The 19755-nt window shown below is 62.6% G+C and carries 22 protein-coding genes; 3 read left to right on the top strand and 19 right to left on the bottom strand.

The annotated features are described in order from the left end of the window. Window positions 1-405: 405 nt before the first annotated feature. The 3 genes from QMG84_RS01540 to QMG84_RS01530 form a co-directional block, all read right to left on the bottom strand. On the bottom strand, window positions 406-1293 hold the full coding sequence (locus QMG84_RS01540; RefSeq protein ID WP_281929978.1) for a hypothetical protein: 888 nt from the start codon (window positions 1291-1293) through the stop codon (window positions 406-408). Window positions 1294-1324: 31 nt separating this feature from the next. Beyond that, window positions 1325-3286: an acyl CoA:acetate/3-ketoacid CoA transferase gene (locus tag QMG84_RS01535; RefSeq protein WP_281929976.1), complete on the bottom strand. Its 1962-nt coding sequence runs from the start codon at window positions 3284-3286 to the stop codon at window positions 1325-1327. Between the two features lie 228 nt (window positions 3287-3514). Further along, complete coding sequence (locus QMG84_RS01530) at window positions 3515-4543, bottom strand: zinc-dependent alcohol dehydrogenase family protein (RefSeq protein WP_281929975.1); 1029 nt, start codon at window positions 4541-4543, stop codon at window positions 3515-3517. A gap of 277 nt (window positions 4544-4820) precedes the next feature. On the opposite strand from QMG84_RS01530, the gene QMG84_RS01525 reads away from it, so the two are divergent. Beyond that, window positions 4821-5720, top strand: a complete 900-nt coding sequence (locus QMG84_RS01525; RefSeq protein WP_281929974.1) for a LysR family transcriptional regulator — start codon at window positions 4821-4823, stop codon at window positions 5718-5720. A gap of 2 nt (window positions 5721-5722) precedes the next feature. On the opposite strand, the gene QMG84_RS01520 is transcribed toward QMG84_RS01525, so the two are convergent. The 3 genes from QMG84_RS01520 to QMG84_RS01510 are packed head-to-tail and all read right to left on the bottom strand — an operon-like array spanning window position 5723 to window position 7126. Beyond that, window positions 5723-6103, bottom strand: a complete 381-nt coding sequence (locus QMG84_RS01520) for a 6-pyruvoyl trahydropterin synthase family protein (protein WP_281929973.1) — start codon at window positions 6101-6103, stop codon at window positions 5723-5725. Continuing rightward, window positions 6100-6732 (bottom strand): 7-carboxy-7-deazaguanine synthase, encoded by a 633-nt coding sequence (queE, locus tag QMG84_RS01515; RefSeq protein WP_281929972.1) that lies wholly within the window; start codon window positions 6730-6732, stop codon window positions 6100-6102. Before queE ends, QMG84_RS01520 begins: the two co-directional genes overlap by 4 nt. A gap of 16 nt (window positions 6733-6748) precedes the next feature. Then, window positions 6749-7126 carry a c-type cytochrome gene (locus tag QMG84_RS01510; protein ID WP_281929970.1) on the bottom strand — a complete coding sequence of 126 codons (378 nt, stop codon included), beginning with the start codon at window positions 7124-7126 and terminating at the stop codon, window positions 6749-6751. 429 nt (window positions 7127-7555) lie between these two features. Between QMG84_RS01510 and QMG84_RS01505 the strand changes: the two genes are divergently transcribed. Then, the gene (locus tag QMG84_RS01505) at window positions 7556-8446 is read left to right on the top strand and encodes a tetratricopeptide repeat protein (RefSeq protein ID WP_202070822.1); all 891 of its coding nucleotides are present in this window, start codon (window positions 7556-7558) and stop codon (window positions 8444-8446) included. 113 nt (window positions 8447-8559) lie between these two features. On the opposite strand, the gene QMG84_RS01500 is transcribed toward QMG84_RS01505, so the two are convergent. After that, a complete protein-coding gene (locus QMG84_RS01500; RefSeq protein WP_281929968.1) occupies window positions 8560-9441 on the bottom strand; it encodes an MBL fold metallo-hydrolase in 882 nt (293 codons plus the stop codon). A gap of 92 nt (window positions 9442-9533) precedes the next feature. Here QMG84_RS01500 and QMG84_RS01495 point away from each other — a divergent pair, with 92 nt between their 5' ends. Then, window positions 9534-10322 carry a sulfite exporter TauE/SafE family protein gene (locus QMG84_RS01495; protein ID WP_281929966.1) on the top strand — a complete coding sequence of 263 codons (789 nt, stop codon included), beginning with the start codon at window positions 9534-9536 and terminating at the stop codon, window positions 10320-10322. Here QMG84_RS01495 and xth read toward each other — a convergent pair whose 3' ends face one another. The 12 genes from xth to QMG84_RS01435 all read right to left on the bottom strand — a co-directional run bounded on the left by xth (window position 10323) and on the right by QMG84_RS01435 (window position 19434). Beyond that, entirely contained in the window at window positions 10323-11102 is a 780-nt protein-coding gene (gene xth, locus QMG84_RS01490; RefSeq protein WP_281929965.1) for an exodeoxyribonuclease III, read from the bottom strand. It lies immediately after the preceding gene. 40 nt (window positions 11103-11142) lie between these two features. Continuing rightward, a complete protein-coding gene (locus QMG84_RS01485) occupies window positions 11143-11661 on the bottom strand; it encodes a hypothetical protein (protein WP_281929963.1) in 519 nt (172 codons plus the stop codon). A 64-nt stretch (window positions 11662-11725) separates the two neighbouring features. Beyond that, entirely contained in the window at window positions 11726-13306 is a 1581-nt protein-coding gene (locus QMG84_RS01480) for an urease accessory protein UreH domain-containing protein (RefSeq protein ID WP_281929962.1), read from the bottom strand. 42 nt (window positions 13307-13348) lie between these two features. After that, window positions 13349-13534 carry a YgaP family membrane protein gene (locus QMG84_RS01475; RefSeq protein ID WP_281929960.1) on the bottom strand — a complete coding sequence of 62 codons (186 nt, stop codon included), beginning with the start codon at window positions 13532-13534 and terminating at the stop codon, window positions 13349-13351. Window positions 13535-13634: 100 nt separating this feature from the next. Next, window positions 13635-13739 (bottom strand): cytochrome bd-I oxidase subunit CydX, encoded by a 105-nt coding sequence (gene cydX / locus QMG84_RS01470; RefSeq protein ID WP_165049298.1) that lies wholly within the window; start codon window positions 13737-13739, stop codon window positions 13635-13637. A 13-nt stretch (window positions 13740-13752) separates the two neighbouring features. Next, window positions 13753-14889 carry a cytochrome d ubiquinol oxidase subunit II gene (gene cydB / locus QMG84_RS01465; protein WP_202070828.1) on the bottom strand — a complete coding sequence of 379 codons (1137 nt, stop codon included), beginning with the start codon at window positions 14887-14889 and terminating at the stop codon, window positions 13753-13755. Between the two features lie 12 nt (window positions 14890-14901). Then, on the bottom strand, window positions 14902-16476 hold the full coding sequence (locus tag QMG84_RS01460; RefSeq protein ID WP_281929956.1) for a cytochrome ubiquinol oxidase subunit I: 1575 nt from the start codon (window positions 16474-16476) through the stop codon (window positions 14902-14904). 126 nt (window positions 16477-16602) lie between these two features. Continuing rightward, window positions 16603-16764: a cytochrome oxidase putative small subunit CydP gene (cydP, locus tag QMG84_RS01455; protein ID WP_281929955.1), complete on the bottom strand. Its 162-nt coding sequence runs from the start codon at window positions 16762-16764 to the stop codon at window positions 16603-16605. A gap of 65 nt (window positions 16765-16829) precedes the next feature. Beyond that, window positions 16830-18110 (bottom strand): NAD(P)/FAD-dependent oxidoreductase, encoded by a 1281-nt coding sequence (locus tag QMG84_RS01450; RefSeq protein WP_281929953.1) that lies wholly within the window; start codon window positions 18108-18110, stop codon window positions 16830-16832. Between the two features lie 82 nt (window positions 18111-18192). Beyond that, window positions 18193-18861: a Crp/Fnr family transcriptional regulator gene (locus QMG84_RS01445; RefSeq protein ID WP_202070832.1), complete on the bottom strand. Its 669-nt coding sequence runs from the start codon at window positions 18859-18861 to the stop codon at window positions 18193-18195. Between the two features lie 64 nt (window positions 18862-18925). Beyond that, the gene (locus QMG84_RS01440) at window positions 18926-19126 is read right to left on the bottom strand and encodes a YgaP family membrane protein (RefSeq protein ID WP_202070833.1); all 201 of its coding nucleotides are present in this window, start codon (window positions 19124-19126) and stop codon (window positions 18926-18928) included. Between the two features lie 11 nt (window positions 19127-19137). Next, entirely contained in the window at window positions 19138-19434 is a 297-nt protein-coding gene (locus QMG84_RS01435) for an ArsR/SmtB family transcription factor (protein WP_281929950.1), read from the bottom strand. Between the last annotated feature and the right edge of the window lie 321 nt (window positions 19435-19755).

The following is a 19755-nucleotide window of genomic DNA, read 5'->3' as shown; positions in this document are numbered from 1 at the left end:
CTTCAACTTGTCGCTTGACGGAAACAGGAAACGGGAGCAACATTTCCCTTACATCGCAACCGCTTCGGCAAATAGAGGCGGGATCGCTCGGGCGGGACCTCGATGCGGCAGCGATACAGGAGACGCCGGCGGACTCCCTGTCACCGGCGGAGCGGTCGAGCAACTTTAGTTGCGGAGGAGCATGACGCCACCGGGTCAGATCATTTGACCGGCGTTTGGTTCCGGTCAAAGCGGGAAGCCAGGCTCAGCGCTGCCTGACATGTCCCGTTCCGAAAAATTCCTTAGCATTTGAGGACAGCTCGCCGCGAAGGCCAAGCAGCGGGCGTCCTTCCCGAAACTGGACCATACCAGCAGCTTCCGAGAGAAGCATTGGGCCCCGTTCGCACAAGGCGACGGGGCCTTTGCTTATTTGAACGAAGCTTCCATCAGATTGCCTAGACCGAGGATAAATATTGAGGAAATCGCAAAAAACACAGCGTAGAACGCGCCGCTGATCACCGATAAGGCCCGTATCGGTCTCCCTTCAAAAGGAAGCCAGAGAAATATTGCTCTGACGAGCCGGGAGAAGGACGCATTCGAACGCATGTAATAGCTGAACGCAGTCAAGAACAACGGCAAGGAGCCGACCGCGACGCAAACTAGATAAGCTGAAGTTAGATTCTTAAGAAGGAGCGCATTCCATATCGTCGGCCCGATCGCGCGCAGGGCAAGCAAATAGTCTCCTTTAAACGAACCTAGAAAATGCGCGTGAAGTAGATAGCTGATCGCTGTGAGGCCAAAGAATAAAAATATCTTAGTCGAAATATCGACAATGAGGTTAGCCCAAGGAGATGTTGGAAAATCCCTGATTCTGGAAAAATATAACTTAACACCAATGAAATTTATGAGATAAGCTTTTAAAAAGCCATCACTAGCAACTTGTTCAGAGAATCGGTATAAAGAGTCACTGTCGGTTAATAGTTGTAAGGCAAACCCTGGTATCGAAAATACATAAATAGACAATCCGATCAGCAGCGATATAAAGGTAAACCTTAATATATTCAATGCAAAATACGCAATTGATTGTTCGTCATTGAAATATAATCTCATAAAATCTAAGGTCTCACGGTCCGCATTCGACAGATTTTCCGCTCTAAAATATGAATATAGGTCTTTTTTTCCCTGATCTGACAGTATATCATCGCCCTTCCAGAAGGAAGCAATAAAAAGAACGGCGCTCAAAAAGTCTTTGGTGAGATGGCTGGTTGCGGTTTGCCAATACATCTGCAAAATCCCCGGCAGATAGGTAGCCACGCGACAATATGAAAGTCGCGTGGCCTATCTCTTATACAGGCGCCTTTTCCTCTTCGGCCGCGACCACTTCGAGGAAGGTCTCGGCCGCCTCGCGGCGCTCGAAGACGTGGGGCTGCAGGCCACGCTTGGCCATGGCTTCCTTCATCTTCATGCGGGCGAAGGCGCTCGTCGCATAGCGCGTCGTCGTCAGATAATAATGCTGGCTCAGATATTCGATCATCTCGGCGTAATCGTCGTAGAGCGCCTCGGCGATCCGCGCGCCATCGTGGTTGACCACGGAATTCACGCGCTTGCCGACCTTCTGGCAGGCCGCGACGAGCGCCTGGCGCATTTCGTCGACGTCCTTCTTGGTGCGCGCATTCCAGCCCTCGAGATTGAGGAAGAGAATATTGCGCGCGGCGTCGTAGCTGATGCGCTGATCGAGATTGAGGTTGAGCAGATCGTTGATCAGCCCCATGGGCTCGTCGATGAAGATGCGACGGTCCATGAGCTGCGGATCATTGATGATCGGCTTGAAGTCCATGAAGGGCAGAATGTGCTTGTCGATGTCGATGCCGGGCGCGACCTCGACCAGCTCCAGACCATTCTCCTTGAGCTGGAAGACGCAGCGCTCCGTGACGTAATAGACCGGCTGCTTGCGCTTTTGCGCGAATTTGCCCGAGAAGGTCGTCTGCTCGACGGAATTCAGGAACTTCTTGTTGCGGCCTTCCTGAAGGATATTGACCTTGCCGTCGGCGATCTCGACGCGCAGCCCGCCATTGGTGAAGGTGCCGGCGAAGACGACGAGACGCGCGTTCTGGCTGATGTTGATGAAGCCGCCGCAGCCGTTGAGGCGCCCACCGAACTTCGAGGTGTTGACGTTGCCCTGCAGGTCGCATTCGGCCATGCCGAGGCAGGTCATGTCGAGACCGCCGCCATCATAGAAGTCGAACTGCTGGTTCTGCTGGATGATGCTGTCGGCGTTGGTCGCCGCGCCGAAGCTCGAACCCGAGGCGAGCACGCCGCCGATCGCGCCGGCTTCCGTCGTCAGCGTGATATAGGGCGTGAGCTTTTCTTCATTGGCGACGGCGGCGATGCCTTCCGGCGCGCCGACGCCGAGGTTGACGACGCCATTCGGCGGCAGCTCGAAGGAGGCGCGGCGGGCAATCACCTTGCGCTCGTCGAGCGGCATTTTCGAAAGCTTCTCGACCGGCACGCGGACTTCGCCGGCGAGCGCCGCATTGTACATGACACCGTAATTCATCCGGTGCATTTCCGGCTGATCGGCGACGACGACGGCCGAGACCAGAATGCCTGGCACATGCACGTCCTTGGGCTTGATCGAGCCCTGCTCGACGATGCGCTCGACCTGCGCGATGACAAGGCCGCCATTGTTATGCGCGGCCATGGCCTGGGCGAGATTGTCGAGGACGAGCGCTTCCTTCTCCATGCTGATATTGCCGGAAGGATCCGCCGAGGTGCCGCGGATGAAGGCGACGTCGATCTTGGTCGAGATGTAGAAGAGCCACTCCTCGCCCTGGATGTTGTGATATTTGACGATGTCTTCGGTGGTGACGTCGTTCACCTTGCCGCCGCCAAAGCGCGGATCGACATAAGTATAAAGGCCGACTTTCGAGAACAGGCCGGGCTGGCCGGCGGCGCAGGCGCGGTAGAGCTGCGAGATGACGCCCTGGGGCAGGTTGTAGCCCAGAATCTTATTTTCCTGGGCGGCCTGGGCGACCTTGGGCATGCGGCCGAAATTGGCGGCGATGACGCGCTTGAGCAGGCCCTCGTGATGGAAGCGGCCGGTGCCGAGGCCCTTGGAGTCGCCGGCTCCGGCGGTCATGATCAAGGTCAGGTCGCGCGGATGCTGGGACTCGACGAAACGCTTCTCCAGCGCGGCGTGAAGCGCCTCCGGGATGCAGCTTTGAACGAAGCCCGTGGTGGTCACGACATCATTGTCGCGGATGAGCGCAATCGCCTCGTCGGCGCTGATGACCTTGTTATTCGCCATTTCCTGTGGGTTCCCCTCGACTCCGCTCTTGTAGGCGGCGCCGGCTGCGGCCGCCTCGGCGGACTTTTTGCTGAAATGATGGGCGCAAGCGTAGAGACCGCGCCTTAGAAGCGCAATAGCGACGATGCCGCATGATTTCTAGGGCTCTTTTCGGATAGGCGGAGAGAACAAATCTATGAATGGCGCGCGGGGATCGACCCACGCGCCCATCACGCGAGCACGCGCCGGTCAGCCATTTTGTGCTTGCGCGACGTCGACGACGATCTTTCCGAAGGGCCCGCGCGCCAGATGGGCGAGAGCCTCGGGCAGCGCCTCGAAGGGGTAGCGCCGGTCGATTACGGGCTGCAGGCCGATCGTCTCGACCGCCGCGACGAAATCCTCGGTGGCGCGGCGATGGCCGACGAAAACGCCCCTGATAACAAGTTGCTTGAGCATGAGGGGAAGCGCTGGCGCCGTGAGGTCGAGGCCCTCAATGATGCCGATGATCGAAATCTGGCCGCCGACGGCGGCCGCCTCCACGGATTTCGCCAGATTTGCGCCGCCGGCGATTTCGAGAATGTGATCGGCACCGCGCCCGTCCGTGGCCTCGATCACCGCCTTCGCCCAATCGCCGGCGGTGCGATTGACGCCAATATGGGCGCCGAGCGCCTTGGCCAGTTCGAGCTTGCCGTCGTCGCTGGAGGTGACGATCACCCTTGCGCCATGCGCACGCGCGATCTGCACGCCGAACAGCGCGACGCCGCCCGTGCCCTGCACGAGGACGGTCTGACCGGCGCGAAGCCGCCCTGCTTCGACCAGGGCAATCCAGGCCGTGACGCCGGCGACCGGCAGCGTGCTCGCCTGCGCATCGGACAGGCTCCCCGGCGCCCGGACCAGCCAATCGGCGGGCAGAGCGACGAACTCCGCCAGCACGCCCGGCAGCGGCCCGCCCATCGTCGTCGTATAGGGCCGCGCCGCCGATCCCGGAGGAAGCCCGTCGATCCAGCCGGGCACATAGCTCGATATGACGCGGTCGCCGACGCTGAAACGCGTCACGCCCGCGCCGCAGGCCGCCACCCTCCCCGCGAGATCGGAGCCGGGCGTGAAGGGAAAATCGAAGCCGCCGCCGAGCTTCCCCTCGACGACGAGTTGATCGCGATAATTCAGGGAAACATTCGCGACCTGAACCAGCACGTCGCCGGGGCCCGGCTCGGGGCGCGCCAATTCGACGAGCTTCAGATTATCGCGGCCGAAAGAATCGATCGTCCAAGCCTTCATCCCAATGCTCCTGTGTTCATGCGGAGCTGGAACGATAAATGCGCCAAAGGCGCTACAGTTGCGCTGATTGCTCTGCATATTGTATCGTTTTGAGAGCCAATGAAACGAGATCCGTTTGATCGGTTCGGCGTCATTCCCGACGCTCGCGAGCGAGCGATCGGGAATCCAGAGCAAAATCAGCGCTTCTGTGGCTCTGGATTCCCGGTCGGGCTTTCAGCCCGCCGGGAATGACACGCCCCAACGCGAGCTGTTCAACCGGAAATGGAATGAGGCGCTGATGGACCGTCTCAGCCTCACGTCGATTTTTCTGGCTTGCGCGGAGGCGGGCGGCTTCTCGGCCGCCGGCCGGGCGCTCAACCTGTCGCGGTCCTCGGTGGGCAAAGCCATCGCGCGGCTCGAGGCGCAGCTCGGGGTTCGTCTCTTCCATCGCACCACGCGCAGCCAGAGCCTGACGGAAGATGGCCAGCTCTATTATGAGCACGCGCGGCGCGCGATGGCCGAACTCGACGCGGCGCGTGGCGCGATGGCCTCGGGCCAGCGGGAGCCAGCCGGCGTCTTGCGGGTCACGGCGCCGGTCTGCCTCGGTCGCCACTGCGTTGCGCCATTGCTCTTGAGATTTGCGGCGGCGCATCCGCGCCTCGAGCTCGCAATGTCCTTCTCCGACCGGCCCGTCGATCTGATCGAGGAAGGTTATGATCTGGCGGTCCGGATCGCCGCAACGCTGGATTCCACCGGCGTCGCCGGCCGGCGCCTCGGCGCGCAAAGAATGACGATATGCGCCGCGCCCGACTATCTGGCGCAACGCGGCGCGCTGGCGACGCCGGCCGATCTCGAAAACCACGATCTGCTGATCTACACGCGCGCCAACGCCATGCGCCATTGGCGCTTGCCCGACGCCTGCGGTCGCGTCCCCGCCTTCGCGACAACGGCCCGCGCGCGTTTCGACGATCTCGACGCGCTTGCCAGCGCCGCCGTCATGGGGTTCGGCCTCGCCTGGCTCCCATCCTATCTGGCGAAGAAGTGGCTGGAGACCGGCGCGCTGGTCGAGGTGATGCCAAACGAGCCGACCGTCGTGTTTGACGTCATGCTGCTCTGGCCGCAAGGGCCGCAAATGCCGATGCGCGTCAGGCGGGCGATCGACTATCTCGTGGCGGAGGCGCCCGCCTTCCTGGGTTGAGCCTAGTCGCCCCTGTAAACGCAGCCTTCGAAACAGCTATCGCGAAAAATGCCAACCTCGCAGAGGCCGGGGAGCGCGGGCGCGAGGTCGCGCCAGATATAAAGGCACAGGTTTTCGAGCGTCGGCTTGCCGAGACCTTCCAGATCATTGAGGAAGGAATGATCGAGCTTCTCGCGCAGCTCTGCGAGCCGGCGGCCGAGCTTGCCGAGGTCCATGACCCATTGCTCCTCGCCATGGCGCTCGCCGCGCAAGGTCACGCGCACGCGAAAGGAGTGCCCGTGAAGGTTGCGGTATTTGCCGCCGTCCTTCGCCTCGGGGTCGTAGAGGGCGTGCGCCGCCTCGAAATAGAATTCGCGGAAGACCTCGAAACTCGCCACCGTCACTTCACCCCGATCATCTTGTGCGTTTGCAGCGACAGCCGCCAGCGCGGATGGGCGAGGCAGTAGTCGACCGCGGCCCTCGTATTGCGCAGAATCTCGGGGCCGTCCATGGGCTGCAACAGAAAATGGCGGAAGTCCAGGTTTTCATAGACGGCCGGATCGGCTCCTTCCTGCGGATAGACGAGCTTCAATTCGTCGCCGCGCGTCTGCGCGAGCGTCGTTCCGGCCTTGGGAGAGACGCAAATCCAATCCAGGCCGGGCGTTGCGGGGAGCGTCCCATTGGTCTCAACGGCGATCTCGAACCCCTCCGCGTGGAGCGCGTCCACAAGGGCCGCGTCGATTTGAAGCATAGGCTCGCCGCCGGTCAGCACGATGAACCGGCCCTCGCGGCCCGGTCCCCAAAGCGCGGCGAGATGCGCGGCGAGCGCCTGGGCGTCGGCGAATTTGGCCCCTCCCTCGCCGCTCGTTCCGATGAAATCCGTATCGCAAAAGCGGCATTCGGCCGCCGCGCGATCTTGCTCCCGCCCGCTCCATAAATTGCATCCGGCGAAGCGGCAGAAGACGGCGGCGCGGCCCGCGTGCCGTCCTTCGCCCTGCAGCGTTTTGAAAGCTTCCTTGACCGCGTAAGCCACGCGCTTCTCGTCCTACTCAGCCCTTCTGCGGCAGCGCATCGTCCTTGTCCTTCTGCTCCGGGGGCCGGGGGCTCGGATCGAGGCTGCGGATGTAGCTCGTGATGTCGTCGATCTCCCTGCGCGAAAGATGCATGTCCGGCATCGGCGGGTGCGGGTCGATGAGGAAATTGCCGATTTGCTTTTTGTCGGCGCGCCGCTTGGCGATGTCGAAAAAGGAGGGCGCGTCGGCGACCGCCGTCGTCTGATCGCCGGAGACGACATGGCAGCTCGCGCACCAGCGCTTGGCGATGACCGCGCCCTTTTGCGCATCCCCGGCGGCGAGAGCGGGCGCAGCGAAAAGCGCGGCGCTCGCAGCAAGGCTGATGAAGACGGGGGCGCGTGAATATGATGCCATGCGTCGGTCCTTATGCGCGGGGCCGGGGCCCTGATTCGCCCCATCGGCCTCTGGGGATGTAAGCACAACTCCCAAGGGGCGAGAAACGCACAGCGTTAATCTCTCGGTAGGATTCGAGCCGAATGGCAGGGCCCAAGCCTGCCGCCTGCTGCAATTTTGCAACAGTAGTTGTGTTGTTGTTGCAACAGGCACCGAAGATTAGATTTAACAGCCGCGAACATGGCTCAGAAGCCCCTTTTCAGCCATAAAAGCTGAGATAAGCTCCCCCCTGTCACTTGCTCCTCCAAGACGCGGGAAGACACCTTCGGCGGCGACCTCGCCCCGTGGGCGCGCTCTCCTATTTTTCGTTGCGCGTCGAGGATGCCGGCCGGTGCGTGTGTCGCGTTCAGGCGCCAGCTTGGCGTCTCGGGTCGAGGAAGTCGGATAATTATGGTCGGATCCGCGCAAAAATATTTTACTCTCGCCGCACCGCAAACGACAAAGCGTGTGGCGCTTCCGCTCGGCCTCTTCGCGGCGAGCTTCGCCATGCTCGTGACCGCCTTCGTCGCCCCCGCCCCGGCGCTCGACGCCCCCTCCGCGCGCGCGCCGGAGACAACGCCGCTTCCCATCTTCAAGAATCCCCGCGCCGCTCTGCGCGCCGGGCTGGAGAGCTATCACGCCGGCGATGCGGCCACCTCCGTCGCCGCGCTGCGCTACGCCGCCGAAGGGGGCGAGCCGCTGGCGCAGTGGAAGCTCGGCCGGATGTACGCCGACGGCGACGGCGTCAACCGCGACGACGCCAAGGCTTACGATTACTTCTCGAAGATCGTCGACCATTTCGCCGAGGAGGAGCCGGACCCGCGCGAGCGCTCCATGGCGGCGAACGCCTTTGTGGCGGTCGGCCTTTATCTGCGCGACGGCCTGACCTCGGCCAAGATCGAGCCCGATCTCGACCGCGCCTTTGATCTCTTCCGCTACGCGGCGACCTATTTCCGCAACGCCGACGCGCAGTTTTATCTCGCCCGCATGTATCTCGACGGCGCAGGCGTGAAGAAAGACATGCGGCAGGGCGTCAATTGGCTCGAGCTTGCCGCGCGCAAAGGCCATGCGCAGGCGCAAGCCATGCTTGGCCGATTGATGTTCAACGGCGAGGCGGGCGGCGGCGCGCAGAAAGCGCGCGGACTGATGTATTTGACGCTCGCCCGCGACGCTGCGGCGGGCGGCGGGGTCAACGAGCAATGGATCGTCGACTCGCACGCAAAGGCGCTGGCGACCGCCAATGAGGCGGAACGCAAGGCCGCTGTCGCTTTGCTGGAAGACTATCTGCGCGAGCGAAACTAACTGAGCGCCCGCCGTCATTGCGAGGAGCGAAGCGACGAAGCAATCCAGAGCCGTGTGGCGGCCCTGGATAGCTTCGCTTCGCTCGCAATGACGGCGGGCCGATTGGTGTGACGCTACTCCGCGGGCGCTGCGGCGCCTTTGAATTTTACCGGGACAAGGAGCCGGCGGACGCCGTCCGGTCCCGGCGGCGGGAAGCGGCCGGCGCGGATATTCACTTGGATGGATGGCAGCAGAAGACGGGGCGCCGTTAGCGCCTTGTCCCGCTTCTGGCGATCCGCGACGAACTCATCTTCACTCACCCCGTCCCTTATCTGCACGTTTTTGGCGCGCTCCTCGGCGACCGTCGTTTCCCAAAGATAGAAATCACGGCCCGGCGCCTTGTAGTCGTGGCACATGAAGAGCCGCGTCTGCGGCGGCAGGGCCAGCAGGCGGCGGATGGACCGGTAAAGGTCCCGCGCGTCTCCGCCCGGGAAATCGGCGCGGGCGGTTCCATAATCCGGCATGAAGAGCGTGTCGCCGACGAAGACGGCGTCGCCGATCTTGTAGGAGACGCAGGCGGGGGTATGCCCCGGCGTATACAAGACCTCTATGTCGATCTCGCCGAGCGGCAGGCGCTCGCCGTCCTTGAACAGGCGGTCAAAGTCGCGGCCCGCGGGCGCGATGTCGTCAGCCAAAAATACTGGGCGGAATATGTCCTGGACCTCGACGATATGCTCGCCGATGCCGACTTTCGCGTCGGTGGCGGATTTCACGATTGGCGCGGCCGAGAGATGGTCGGCATGTGCATGGGTTTCGAGAACCCACGCGATCGTCAGCCCTTCTTCGCGAGCGACGGATAAAACGGTTTCGATCCCGCGTGTGTCGGCAATGCCCCCGCCCGGCTCGAAATCGAGCACGGGGTCGATAATCGCAGCGATTTTGGTCGCTGAATCGGACACGAGATAGGTGATGGTGAAGGTGGCTTCGTCGAAGAACCCCCTGATCGTCGCCGACATGTTTTCTCTCCGTCGCGCGCTTGCTTGCCGCAAAGATATATGCGAACTATCTAAATAAGCAATATCTAATGTTGTGATCCAGGGGATCGCCGATGCTGACGCCCTTTGTGATGAAACTTGCCGCCGGCGCGCTCTCCGGCGTCTTCGTCGGCTTTACGCTCGGACTCATCGGCGGCGGCGGCTCGGTCCTCGCCGTGCCCCTTCTCGTCTATTTCGTCGGCGTGCCGGAGCCTCACATCGCCATCGGCACGAGCTCCGTCGCAGTCTCGGTCAACGCCGTCTTCAACCTCGTCAACCACGCCCGATCGGGCGCGATCAAATGGCGCTGCGCCTCGGTCTTCGCCCTTTTCGGCGTGCTTGGCGCCTTCGGCGGCTCGACCCTCGGCAAGCTCATCAATGGCGAGAAGCTCCTCGCCCTCTTCGGGCTTTTGATGCTTGTCGTCGGCGCGCTGATGTTCCTGAATCGACGCGGGCAGGGCCATCCCCAGGTGCGGCTGAGCCGCGAGAATTTCCCGCGCCTCGCCGCAACGGGCGCCGCGACCGGCGCGCTTTCCGGGTTCTTCGGCGTCGGCGGCGGCTTTCTGATCGTTCCGGCCCTGATGTTCGCGGCCAATCTGCCGATCCTCAACGCGATCGGCTCCTCGCTTGTTTCGGTCACGGCCTTCGGCGTGACGACGGCGGCTAACTATGCGGTCTCCGGTCTGGTCGACTGGGCGCTCGCGGGCGCGATCCTCGGCGGCGGCGTCATTGGCGGCATGATCGGCGCGGCGACCGCGCGCCGCCTTTCCGCCCAGCGCGGCACGCTGGCGACAGCCTTCGCCGGGATCGTCGTCACTGTCGCGCTTTATGTTATCTGGCGGTCGGTCGGGTCGCTGGCCTGATCAGCCGAGCTGCGCAAAAATCGCCACATGGTCGGAGGGCTTCTCCCCCGCCCGCATCGCCTTGACGATCTCCACCCCCTCGAGCCGGTCGGCGGCCTGCGGCGAGAGCAGCAGATGGTCGATGCGGATGCCCTTGTTCTTCTGCCAGGCGCCCGCCTGATAATCCCAGAACGTATAAAGCCCCGCGTCGTCGGTGACGGCGCGGAGCGCATCCGCATAGCCGAGGTTGAGGAGCCGCCGATAGGCCTTTCGGCTCTGCGGCAGAAACAGCGCGTCGCTTGCCCAGGCGGCCGGGTCGTGGACGTCGCAAGGCTCGGGAATAATGTTGTAATCGCCCGCGAGCACCGTCGCCTCCTCGAGCTGCAGGAGCGTAGCGGCGTGGCGCGTCAGCGCCTCCATGAAGGCGAGCTTGTAGTCGTATTTGGGCGTGTCCGCCGGATTGCCGTTGGGCGCATAAATGCTCGCGACGCGCAGGGCCCCGCCATCGTGCGAGATCACCGCCTCGATGTAGCGCGATTGCCCCTCATGGTCGAAATCGGGCAGGCCGATGCGCGATTCCTCGATCGGATGTTTGGAGAGGATCGCCACCCCGTTGAAGGTCTTCTGCCCGTGCAGGATGACATTATAGCCCGCGTCCTCGACCTCCATGCGCGGGAAGGCGCTCTCCTCGCATTTGAGCTCCTGCAGGCAGAGGACGTCCGGCGCGGTCTCCTTCAAAAAGGCCAAGAGCGGCGTGAGCCGCTGCCGGACGGAATTCACGTTCCAGGTCGCGATGCGCAAGAAAAACTCCTGATAGAGCGCGGCGGGCCCGCTCGTTCGGTCACTGCAGCCGATAGGCGGCGTGACAGGCGTTGCAGGCTTGCACGACCTGGCTAAGCTCGGCAAGCGCCGGACGCGGATCGCCGCCCTGCTTCAACTTTGCCGCCTCTTCGGCGAATTTCGTCGCCTGCGCATGCATGGCCATGCCGAGCCCCTGCATGGCTTCCGGCATATGGCTCGCCATCATCATCGGCATCTCGCCGAGGCCGCCGGACTTTGCATTCGGCTTGCAGGCGGCCGAGCCCGGCGAGCCCATGCCGAGATGCGTCTCGGCGATTTTCGCGGCGCCCGCGCCGTCGCTTTTGGCGAGCGCCGCCAGAATGTCCGCGACCGCCTGCTGATGGCCGCGCATATTCGTGAGCATATGCGCCTTCATCGGCGGCGGCATGTCGACCCCGATGCGCGAGTCCGTCGCCATCTTGGACATCATCTGCATGTGATCGTGATGATCCTGCGCCGTGGCGCCGGCGGCGAGAAGCGACAGGCCACAAATCATCGCAACAGGGAATAGAACCCGCATTTCTTTCTCCCTCTCGAATGGCTGAGCCTAGCGCGCTTTCTCCAAGACGCGCCAGAGCGAATTGTCACGGCCGCGCTTTTGGCGGCAGCGTCAGAACCTGACCCTTTTTCAGTCTCCCGTCCTGCACGCCGGGATTAGCCGCGGCGATGTCGCGCCAGCGCGCGACGCTGCCGTATTTTTTCTTCGCGATGCGCGCCAGCGTGTCGCCGCGCTGGACGACATATTTTTCGACAGGCGCCGGTTCCGCCTCCAGCGGGCAAGGCGCGCCGGACGGCGCGGCTTCTTTCGGCGCCGGCGGCGGCGCGCCGGGCTCGACCACGTCGAATTCGCCGCGCATCATGCCCATCCAGCAGCTCCACGGAATCACGCCCGCTTTCTGCGGCGTGAAGTCGATGGTCTGGAGCCCCGGCTTCAACTCGAATTCGAGGCCAAGGGCGGGAACGACAATGCGGTGATTGCACTGGGTGATTTGCGTGGCGTTGATCACCCATTTGACCGGCGCGCCGCGAATGAGCGTGAAGCGGGAAGGCGCAAAACCGAGCGCATTCGCCTCCATCTCGATGGTCTGCGCGGCAGGCGCGGGCGCCGGGGCGCTCGCCGCGATCGGCGCGTCGCTTTGCTGCATCCGCGCCAAGACAGAACCGAGATCGACGCCCCAGCCAGTGAGGATGAGCCCGCGATTGATCATCACCGCGCCGAGCGCGACGACGATCACGCCCGAGGATTTCAGCAGGCGATGCGTCAGCGCATTCGAGAGCATCGAGGCGATGACGCCGAAGGCGAGCATGACCGGCAGCGTGCCGAGCCCGAAGGCCAGCAGCATTTTCGCGCCCTCGATGGCGCTGCCGGTTCCCGCCGCCATCACATACATCGCCTGCAAGGGGCCGCAGGCGATCATCAAGCCGTTGAGGATGCCAATGACGAAGGGTCGGTGACGTCCGCTCGCCTCGCGATGCACCCAGCGTTCGAGTGGCGCAGGCAGGGCGAGGCGAAAGCGCCGCAGCGGCGCGAACAGGCCCAGCATATTGAGCCCGAAGATGATGAGAAAAGCGCCCGCCGCCACGCCCGCCGCACCCCGCAACAGCGGCGTGAAGGCGATGATGGCGCCCAGCGCGCCGAAGCCAGCGCCGATCGCTGTATAGGACAGCGTTTTGCCGGCGCCGAAAGCAAGATGCGACAGGAGCGACGAGCGGCCCGCGCGCGCATCCCCGGCCGTGTAGCTCACGACGAAGGCGCCGCACATGCCGATGCAGTGGAAGCCCGTGACGAGCCCGAGCAGGAAGATGAGCCACAGGCTCATATGCTGCGCAATGTCGGGGGAGCCGTGCGCGCTGATCCATTGGGTGTCGACGTAGATCAGCCCTGCGAGACCGGCAGCGGCGGCGCCGAATAATGCAAGCCGTTGCAGCAGCGGCTTTTCGCGCCGCTCACCAATTTCGACGCGATAACCATTTTCCTCGACGCTGTCACGTATCGCGTCGAAGCTTAATGCCTGAGGATCGAAGTCGACCGTGACCGTTTCGGTCGGATAGCTGGCGACGGCGCGGCGCACGCCAGGAAGTCTTCGCAGACTCCTTTCGATAATGTGCTCGCACCCATGACAATGCATGCCATGGGCGCGAAAAATGACCGTCTCGTCGCCCAAAGATCCACGCCTCGCCGCCGGCGTCGACTGAAAACGATTCTGCTATTTGCCCAGCGTATTCATGCCCAGAAGCTTGTAGGCCGGACAGAAATTGATGAAGGCCGTAGCGAGGGGCACGAGTCCGATAAAGCCCCAGGCCGTCTTCGGACCGACAAAGGCGAGACTGAGCAGCACGAGACCCGCAACAATACGGATGATTTTATCCGCCTGGCCGATATTCGCTTCCATCACGACCCTCCCTTGGTTTTTATTCCCAAAAGATATGCGTCGCCGCGGCCATTGCCATCAGCGACTTTGTCGCCAAAAGGCCGCGGCGCATCGTCGCGCTTTACTTGCGGCGCTCGTCGTCGTCGTCGAGCTCCAGCCACATGGCGTTGAGGATGCCAAAGGCGCAGGCGAGCCCTAAGCCGAGGATCCAGGAAAAATACCACATGCCGTTTCTCCCTTCAGTAATAGTGATCGTCGCCTTTTTCGATCGCCGCCTCGCGCACCGCGCCGCGCAACACCCAATAGACCCATGAGGTATAGGTAAGCACGATCGGGAGGAAGAAGAGGGCCGCGACGAGCATGAGGCCGAGAGTGGCCTGGCTCGACGACGCATCCCACACGGTCAGGCTCTCGTCCGGATGGGAGGACGAGGGGAGCAGGAAGGGAAACAGGCTGAAGCCCGCCGTCGTCACAACGCCCGCGACAGAGACGCTCGAGGCCAATATAGCGAGCGGCGAACCGATCGCCAGCAGGATCGCGGCGCCGAGCGCGCCGAGAAGGGCGGCGAGCGGCGCAAATGCGGCAAGCGGAAAGCGTGCGTAATTGAGGAGCCACTCGCCGGCGCCGGCCACGACTGTCTTGCCGAAGGGGTTGGACGGGCCGGCGTAATTAACGTCCGACTCGATTCGATAGCCCTCGATTCCGGTGGCGATCCAGAGCCCTCCCGCCAGAAGCAGCAAGACAAGCGCCAGCGCGGCGGCGGCGCCGATGCCCCGCGCCCGCGCGTTGATCTCGCCTTCCGTCTTGCCCGCGAGCCAGGCGGCCCCTTGCATGAACAACATCACCGCGCTCACGATCCCGCAAAGCAGCGCGAAGGGATGCAGCAAGCTGAGAAGGTCGCCCTCATATTGGAAGCGCAGCGACTGATCGAAATGGAAGGGGACGCCCAGCAGCAGATTGCCGAAAGCGACGCCGAACAACACCGACGGCAAGGCGCCCGAGACAAAAAACAGCCAGTCCCAGGTCGCGCGCCAGAGCGGCTCGTCCCGCTTGCTGCGAAAGGTGATGGAGACAGGTCGCAGGATAAAGCCGATCAGCACCAGCAGCATCGCCAGATAGAAGCCCGAGAAGGAGGCGGCGTAGAGCGGCGGCCAGGCGGCGAAGACCGCGCCGCCGCCGAGAATGAACCAGACCTGATTGCCTTCCCACACCGGGCCGATCGTATTGATCAACACGCGGCGCTCGACATCCTTCTTGGCCACGAATGGGTGCAGCAGGGCGACGCCGAGGTCGAAGCCGTCGAAGATGGCGAAGCCGACGAGCAGCACGCCGAGGAGCGCCCACCAGATGAAGCGCAGGGTCGCATAATCGAACATATGGCGTTCCTTTTAGCGCGAGGCGTCGAAGGCGGGTTGCGCTTCGGGCAAAGCGCCGGCCAGCGGTGGGGCTGCAGGCGCGGGATGCGGTCCCTTGCGAATATATTTCAGGAGCAGCGCCACATCGACGGCGGCGAGCGCCGTGTAGAAGATGACAAAGGCCGCGAGGCTCGCCGCGACATTAGAGGCGGGCACGCTCGAAACGCCGACGAAGGTCGGCATCACGCCGTCGATGATCCAGGGCTGGCGACCATATTCGGCGACGATCCAACCAAGCTCGGCCGCGATCCAGGGCAGGGGAAGGCTGAACATGGTCAGCCGCAGGAACCACGGTTGGCCGCAGCGCCGCTGGCTGGAGAGATAAAAGGCGACGCCGAAAAGCGCGATGAAATAGAAGCCGAGGGCCACCATGATGCGGAAGCTCCAGAAGAGAACCGGCACGTCGGGGACGGTCGAGAGCGCCGCCTGCTTGATCTCGTCCTCGGTGGCGTTCTCGATGTCGGGGCGGATGCGCTTGAGCAGCAGCGAATGGCCGACGTCGCGCATCGAGCCTTCGAGCTGCGGCGGCACGGAAACGCCGACGCGGCCGCCCTCCTGGGTCATCCATTTATAGCCGGGAAGTCCGTTGCGGATGCGCTCCGCATTGTGCTCGACAAGCGGCTTGATGCCTTCGACGGGCTTGTCGAATGAGCGCGTCGCGATGAGGCCCAGGACATAGGGGATTTCAATCGCATATTTGGTCGTCTGGGTCTCGAGGTCGGGCAGGCCGAAGAGCGTGAAGGACGCTGGCGCCGGCTTCGTCTCCCACATCGCCTCGATGGCGGCGATCTTCATCTTCTGGTTCTCACCCGCCGTATAGCCGCTCTCGTCGCCGAGCACGACGACCGACAAGGCGGACGCAAGGCCGAAGCTCGCGGCGACGGTCAGCGAACGGCGAGCAATCTCGATGTGCTTCTTGCGCAGGATGTAATAGGCGCCGATCGACATCACGAACATGGAGCCGGTCACATAGCCGGCGCTGACCGTGTGGACGAATTTCGACTGCGCCACCGGATTGAACAGCACCTCCAGGAAGGAGCTGAGCTCCATGCGCATCGTCTGCGGATTGAAGGCGGCCCCGACGGGATTGGACATCCAGGCGTTGGCGACGAGAATCCAGAGCGCCGAGAAATTGGAGCCGAGCGCGACGAGCCAGGTGACGACAAGATGCTGCACCTTGGTGAGCCGCTTCCAGCCGAAGAAAAAGAGGCCGACGAAAGTCGCCTCCATGAAAAAGGCCATGAGCCCTTCGATGGCCAGCGGCGCGCCGAAAATATCGCCGACATAATGGGAGTAATAGGCCCAGTTCGTTCCGAACTGGAATTCCATGGTGATGCCGGTGGCGACGCCCATCACGAAATTGATGCCGAACAGCGTGCCCCAGAATTTGACCGCGTCGCGCCAGACTTCGCGCCCCGTCATCACATAGACGCTCTCCATGATGGCGAGCAGCAAGGCGAGACCCAAAGTGAGCGGCACAAAGAGGAAGTGGTATAGGGCCGTCAGCGCGAATTGCAGACGGGAAAGTGTGACGACGTCGAAGTCCATTGCGACTGTCCTGCGTTGGCGCAAGCTGCCGGAAAGGGAGACGCGCCCCTCCGGTCAGAGCCTGCTCGGCGGCCTTGCGAGATGTCTCCTGGCTCGCGGGAAGCGAGAGACACCGCAATATTCGAATCAGCGCGGTTGCGGCTTCTCCAGGAGCGCCGCAGCCATGTCGGCCGGCGTCACATGGATGCGATGCGCCGGGCTGAAGAACAGAAAATAAAGCAAGAAGATTGCCGCAACTTTGACAATGATCGCGAGTGTCAGTTCGCGGCGGAGGGTGCTGCGCGGCATTTGGCGTTGATTCCTCGGTCGTCTGGCGGCCCGGCGCGGCCGATGGTCGCGCCGGGCCGGCTGTATCAGAGAACGCGACGCAAGCGCTCGATTCCGATCAGCTTCATGATGTAGCGTTCGTAAACCGGCTCGCTCTGTCCGTTGCGCACCTTACGCAAGAAGTATTTCTCATATGCGACTTTCGCCCAGTGCACCCAGCGGCCCTGGCTCGACCAGTTGACGTTGCGCGGCGGAATTTGCGGCCGGGCGACGAAGGCGACGCCGCGATCGCCGAAATCGGCGAGGCAAACGGCGTTCCAGGTGCCTTCTTCCTTCGGCTCCTTACCGTTGATGACCGCCGCGATGTTGTGGGCGGTCGCCGTCACCATCGATTCGATCATATAGCCCGTTTTGGGCATGCCCGTCGCGACAGGAGTCGGCTCGGCCGGCGGGATGGCGACGCAGACGCCGACGCCGAAGACGTTTTTGAATGTCGGATTGCGCTGGTTCTTGTCGATGATGACGAAGCCGCGCGGGTTAACCAATCCTTCAATTCCCATCAAGGCGTCGATGCCCGTGAAGGCCGGCATCATCATCGCGAATTTGAAGGGGAGTTCGTGCTCCTTCTTCACCGAGCCGTCGTCGTTCAGCTCTTGGCATTTCAGGACGCCCGGCTCCACCGAGGTGGTTTTGGCGTTGGTGATCCATTTGACGTCGCGATCACGAAAAGCCGATTCGAGCAGGCCCTTGGTGTCGCCGACGCCGCCGAGACCCAGATGGCCGATGTAGGGTTCGGAAGTGACAAAGGTCATCGGCACCTTGTGGCGGATGCCGCGCTTGCGCAAATCCGATACGATGATCATCGCATATTCATAGGCGGGGCCGAAGCACGAGACAGCCGGCGACGCGCCGATAACGATCGGGCCGGGATTTTCGCAGAATTCTTCCCAGGCCTTCGAGGCGATTTCGGCGTGCTGCAGCGTGCAGATCGAATGCGTATGGCCGCCATGCGGGCCCAGCCCCGGGATTTCGCCGAAGGCGAGCTTGGGCCCCGTCGCAATGACGAGATAGTCATAGGAAATGCTTTCGCCGTCATTGAGCTCGATGCGGTTTTCCGCCGGATGCACGCGCTTGGCGCCGACATCCGTGAAGTCGATGTTCTTCTTCTTGAAGACCGGCGCGAGCGGCACCTTCAATTCATCGGGCTTGCGCCAATTGACCGCAAGCCAGGGATTTGACGGCGTGAACTGAAAGTTCGGCAAATCGGAAATAGCGGTGACCTTGTGCTCCTTCTTCAAGGCTTCGCGCACTTCGATCGCCGCCGCGACGCCGCCGATGCCGGCGCCGAGAACCACCACGTGAGCCATCTGACATCCTCCCACAGTCGCGGCAGACTGCCGCGCGCTCGTTATATTCGAACTAGCTAAATTAGGAGATGCTCACAGCGACTTAGTCACGCTCAGCATCGCAAAGCGCGCGCAAAGCCCCTGCGTCGGTGATTTCTGTTCCTCCGCGCGATAATTTGACCCAGCCCGAACGCTCGAACGTCTTGAGCGTGCGCCCGACAACTTCCCGCGCCGTTCCAAGATCGGCCGCAAGCGCCTGCTGCGTGACGCAAATGCGATTGTCGGCGCCGCGCAAGGCGAGCAACCGCTCGGCGAGCCGCACATTGATGCGCGTGCAGACGATCTCTTCGATGCGGCACATCAGCGTGGCGATGCGCCGGCTGTAGCCGTCGAAAACGAGCGCGCGAAAGCCTTCCGAAGCGTTCATCAATGCGGCGAAGCGCTCGGCAGGCACGATATAAGCGACGACATCCGTCTCGGCGACGCCCTCCGCCGCATAGGCGTCGTCGGAGAGCAGCGAAGCGGTCGTGAGAATGCAGGTCTCATTGGTCGAGACGCGGTAGAGCACGATCTCGCGCCCCGATTCGGTGACGCGCTGGACGCGGACGGTTCCCGAGACGATCAAGGGAAACTGTACACACTGATCGCCCGGACGGAAAAGCACAGCGCCGCGCGGGATTTGCTTGCGGATGGCCGCGTCGCGCAGCATCGCCTTGGTCGGCCCGTCGAGCGCGCGCAGGAGGGGGACATCCTCGATCCAGTCAGACGCCATTTTTGGTCCTCACGTCGAACCCGCCCAAAGGCGACGGCGCCGCGACGCCGTGAGCCCTGGCAAGTCAGAAGGCCGATCCCGGTCTTACGCCGATGCGCTTGAGTATCAAGGCCAAAGGGCAAAAGCCGGTAAAGGAGGCCTGCAACATATTCGCCCCGACAAAAGCAGCGAGAGCCATCCACCAGGGGGAAAACAGATAAGCCAGCGTTACGCTCGCGAGCACCATCGCGCCGGCGACAGCCATGACCATGCGATCGACGTTCATGGAACGCTCCATCAGTTGCGCGCCCGCGGGCGCTTCTTGGACCGGCTGCGCGCATTGCATTCGTCCGCGCAGAACAATTCGTAAAGCAAGCCGATAAAACGCGAGACGTTGTCATCGGCGAGCGAATAGAAGATCGACTGCGACTCGCGCCGCGTTTTGACGAGCTTGTCTTCACGCAGCCGGGCGAGATGCTGCGAGAGAGAGGACTGGCTGAGGCCAATCGTCTCCTGGAGCTTGTTCACCGACAGTTCGCCCTTGTGCAATTCGCACAGGACCATGAGCCGGTGGCGATTGGCGAGAGCTTTCAAGAAGCTTTCCGCCTCTTCGGCTTTTGGCGCAAGACCGGCTGGATCTATATTCATACTCACTAAATTAAGTTTCACGCATATACGTGTCAAGCATCAAATCGACCGCGCAGGGCTCTGAATTCGGATTAACGACGTGTTCCAGCGTCATGGCCGCGCTTGTCGCGGCCATCCACGCCGCGCCGACGCAGAAAGCTGCGAACATGAGCGGGAGCAACGCCGCTTCTTCTCCCCCCGTGTCGTAATGTCCCGGCGTGGATGCCCGCGACAAGCGCGGGCATGACGCGGCTGCATAGGGTTTGTTTGTTCGGCCCCGATCGACGG

Origin of the sequence: Methylocystis iwaonis, from assembly GCF_027925385.1 — a bacterium.
Lineage (GTDB): Bacteria > Pseudomonadota > Alphaproteobacteria > Rhizobiales > Beijerinckiaceae > Methylocystis > Methylocystis iwaonis.
The sequence above is the reverse complement of the archived record's forward strand: the minus strand, read 5'-3'. Positions and strand labels throughout refer to the sequence as shown.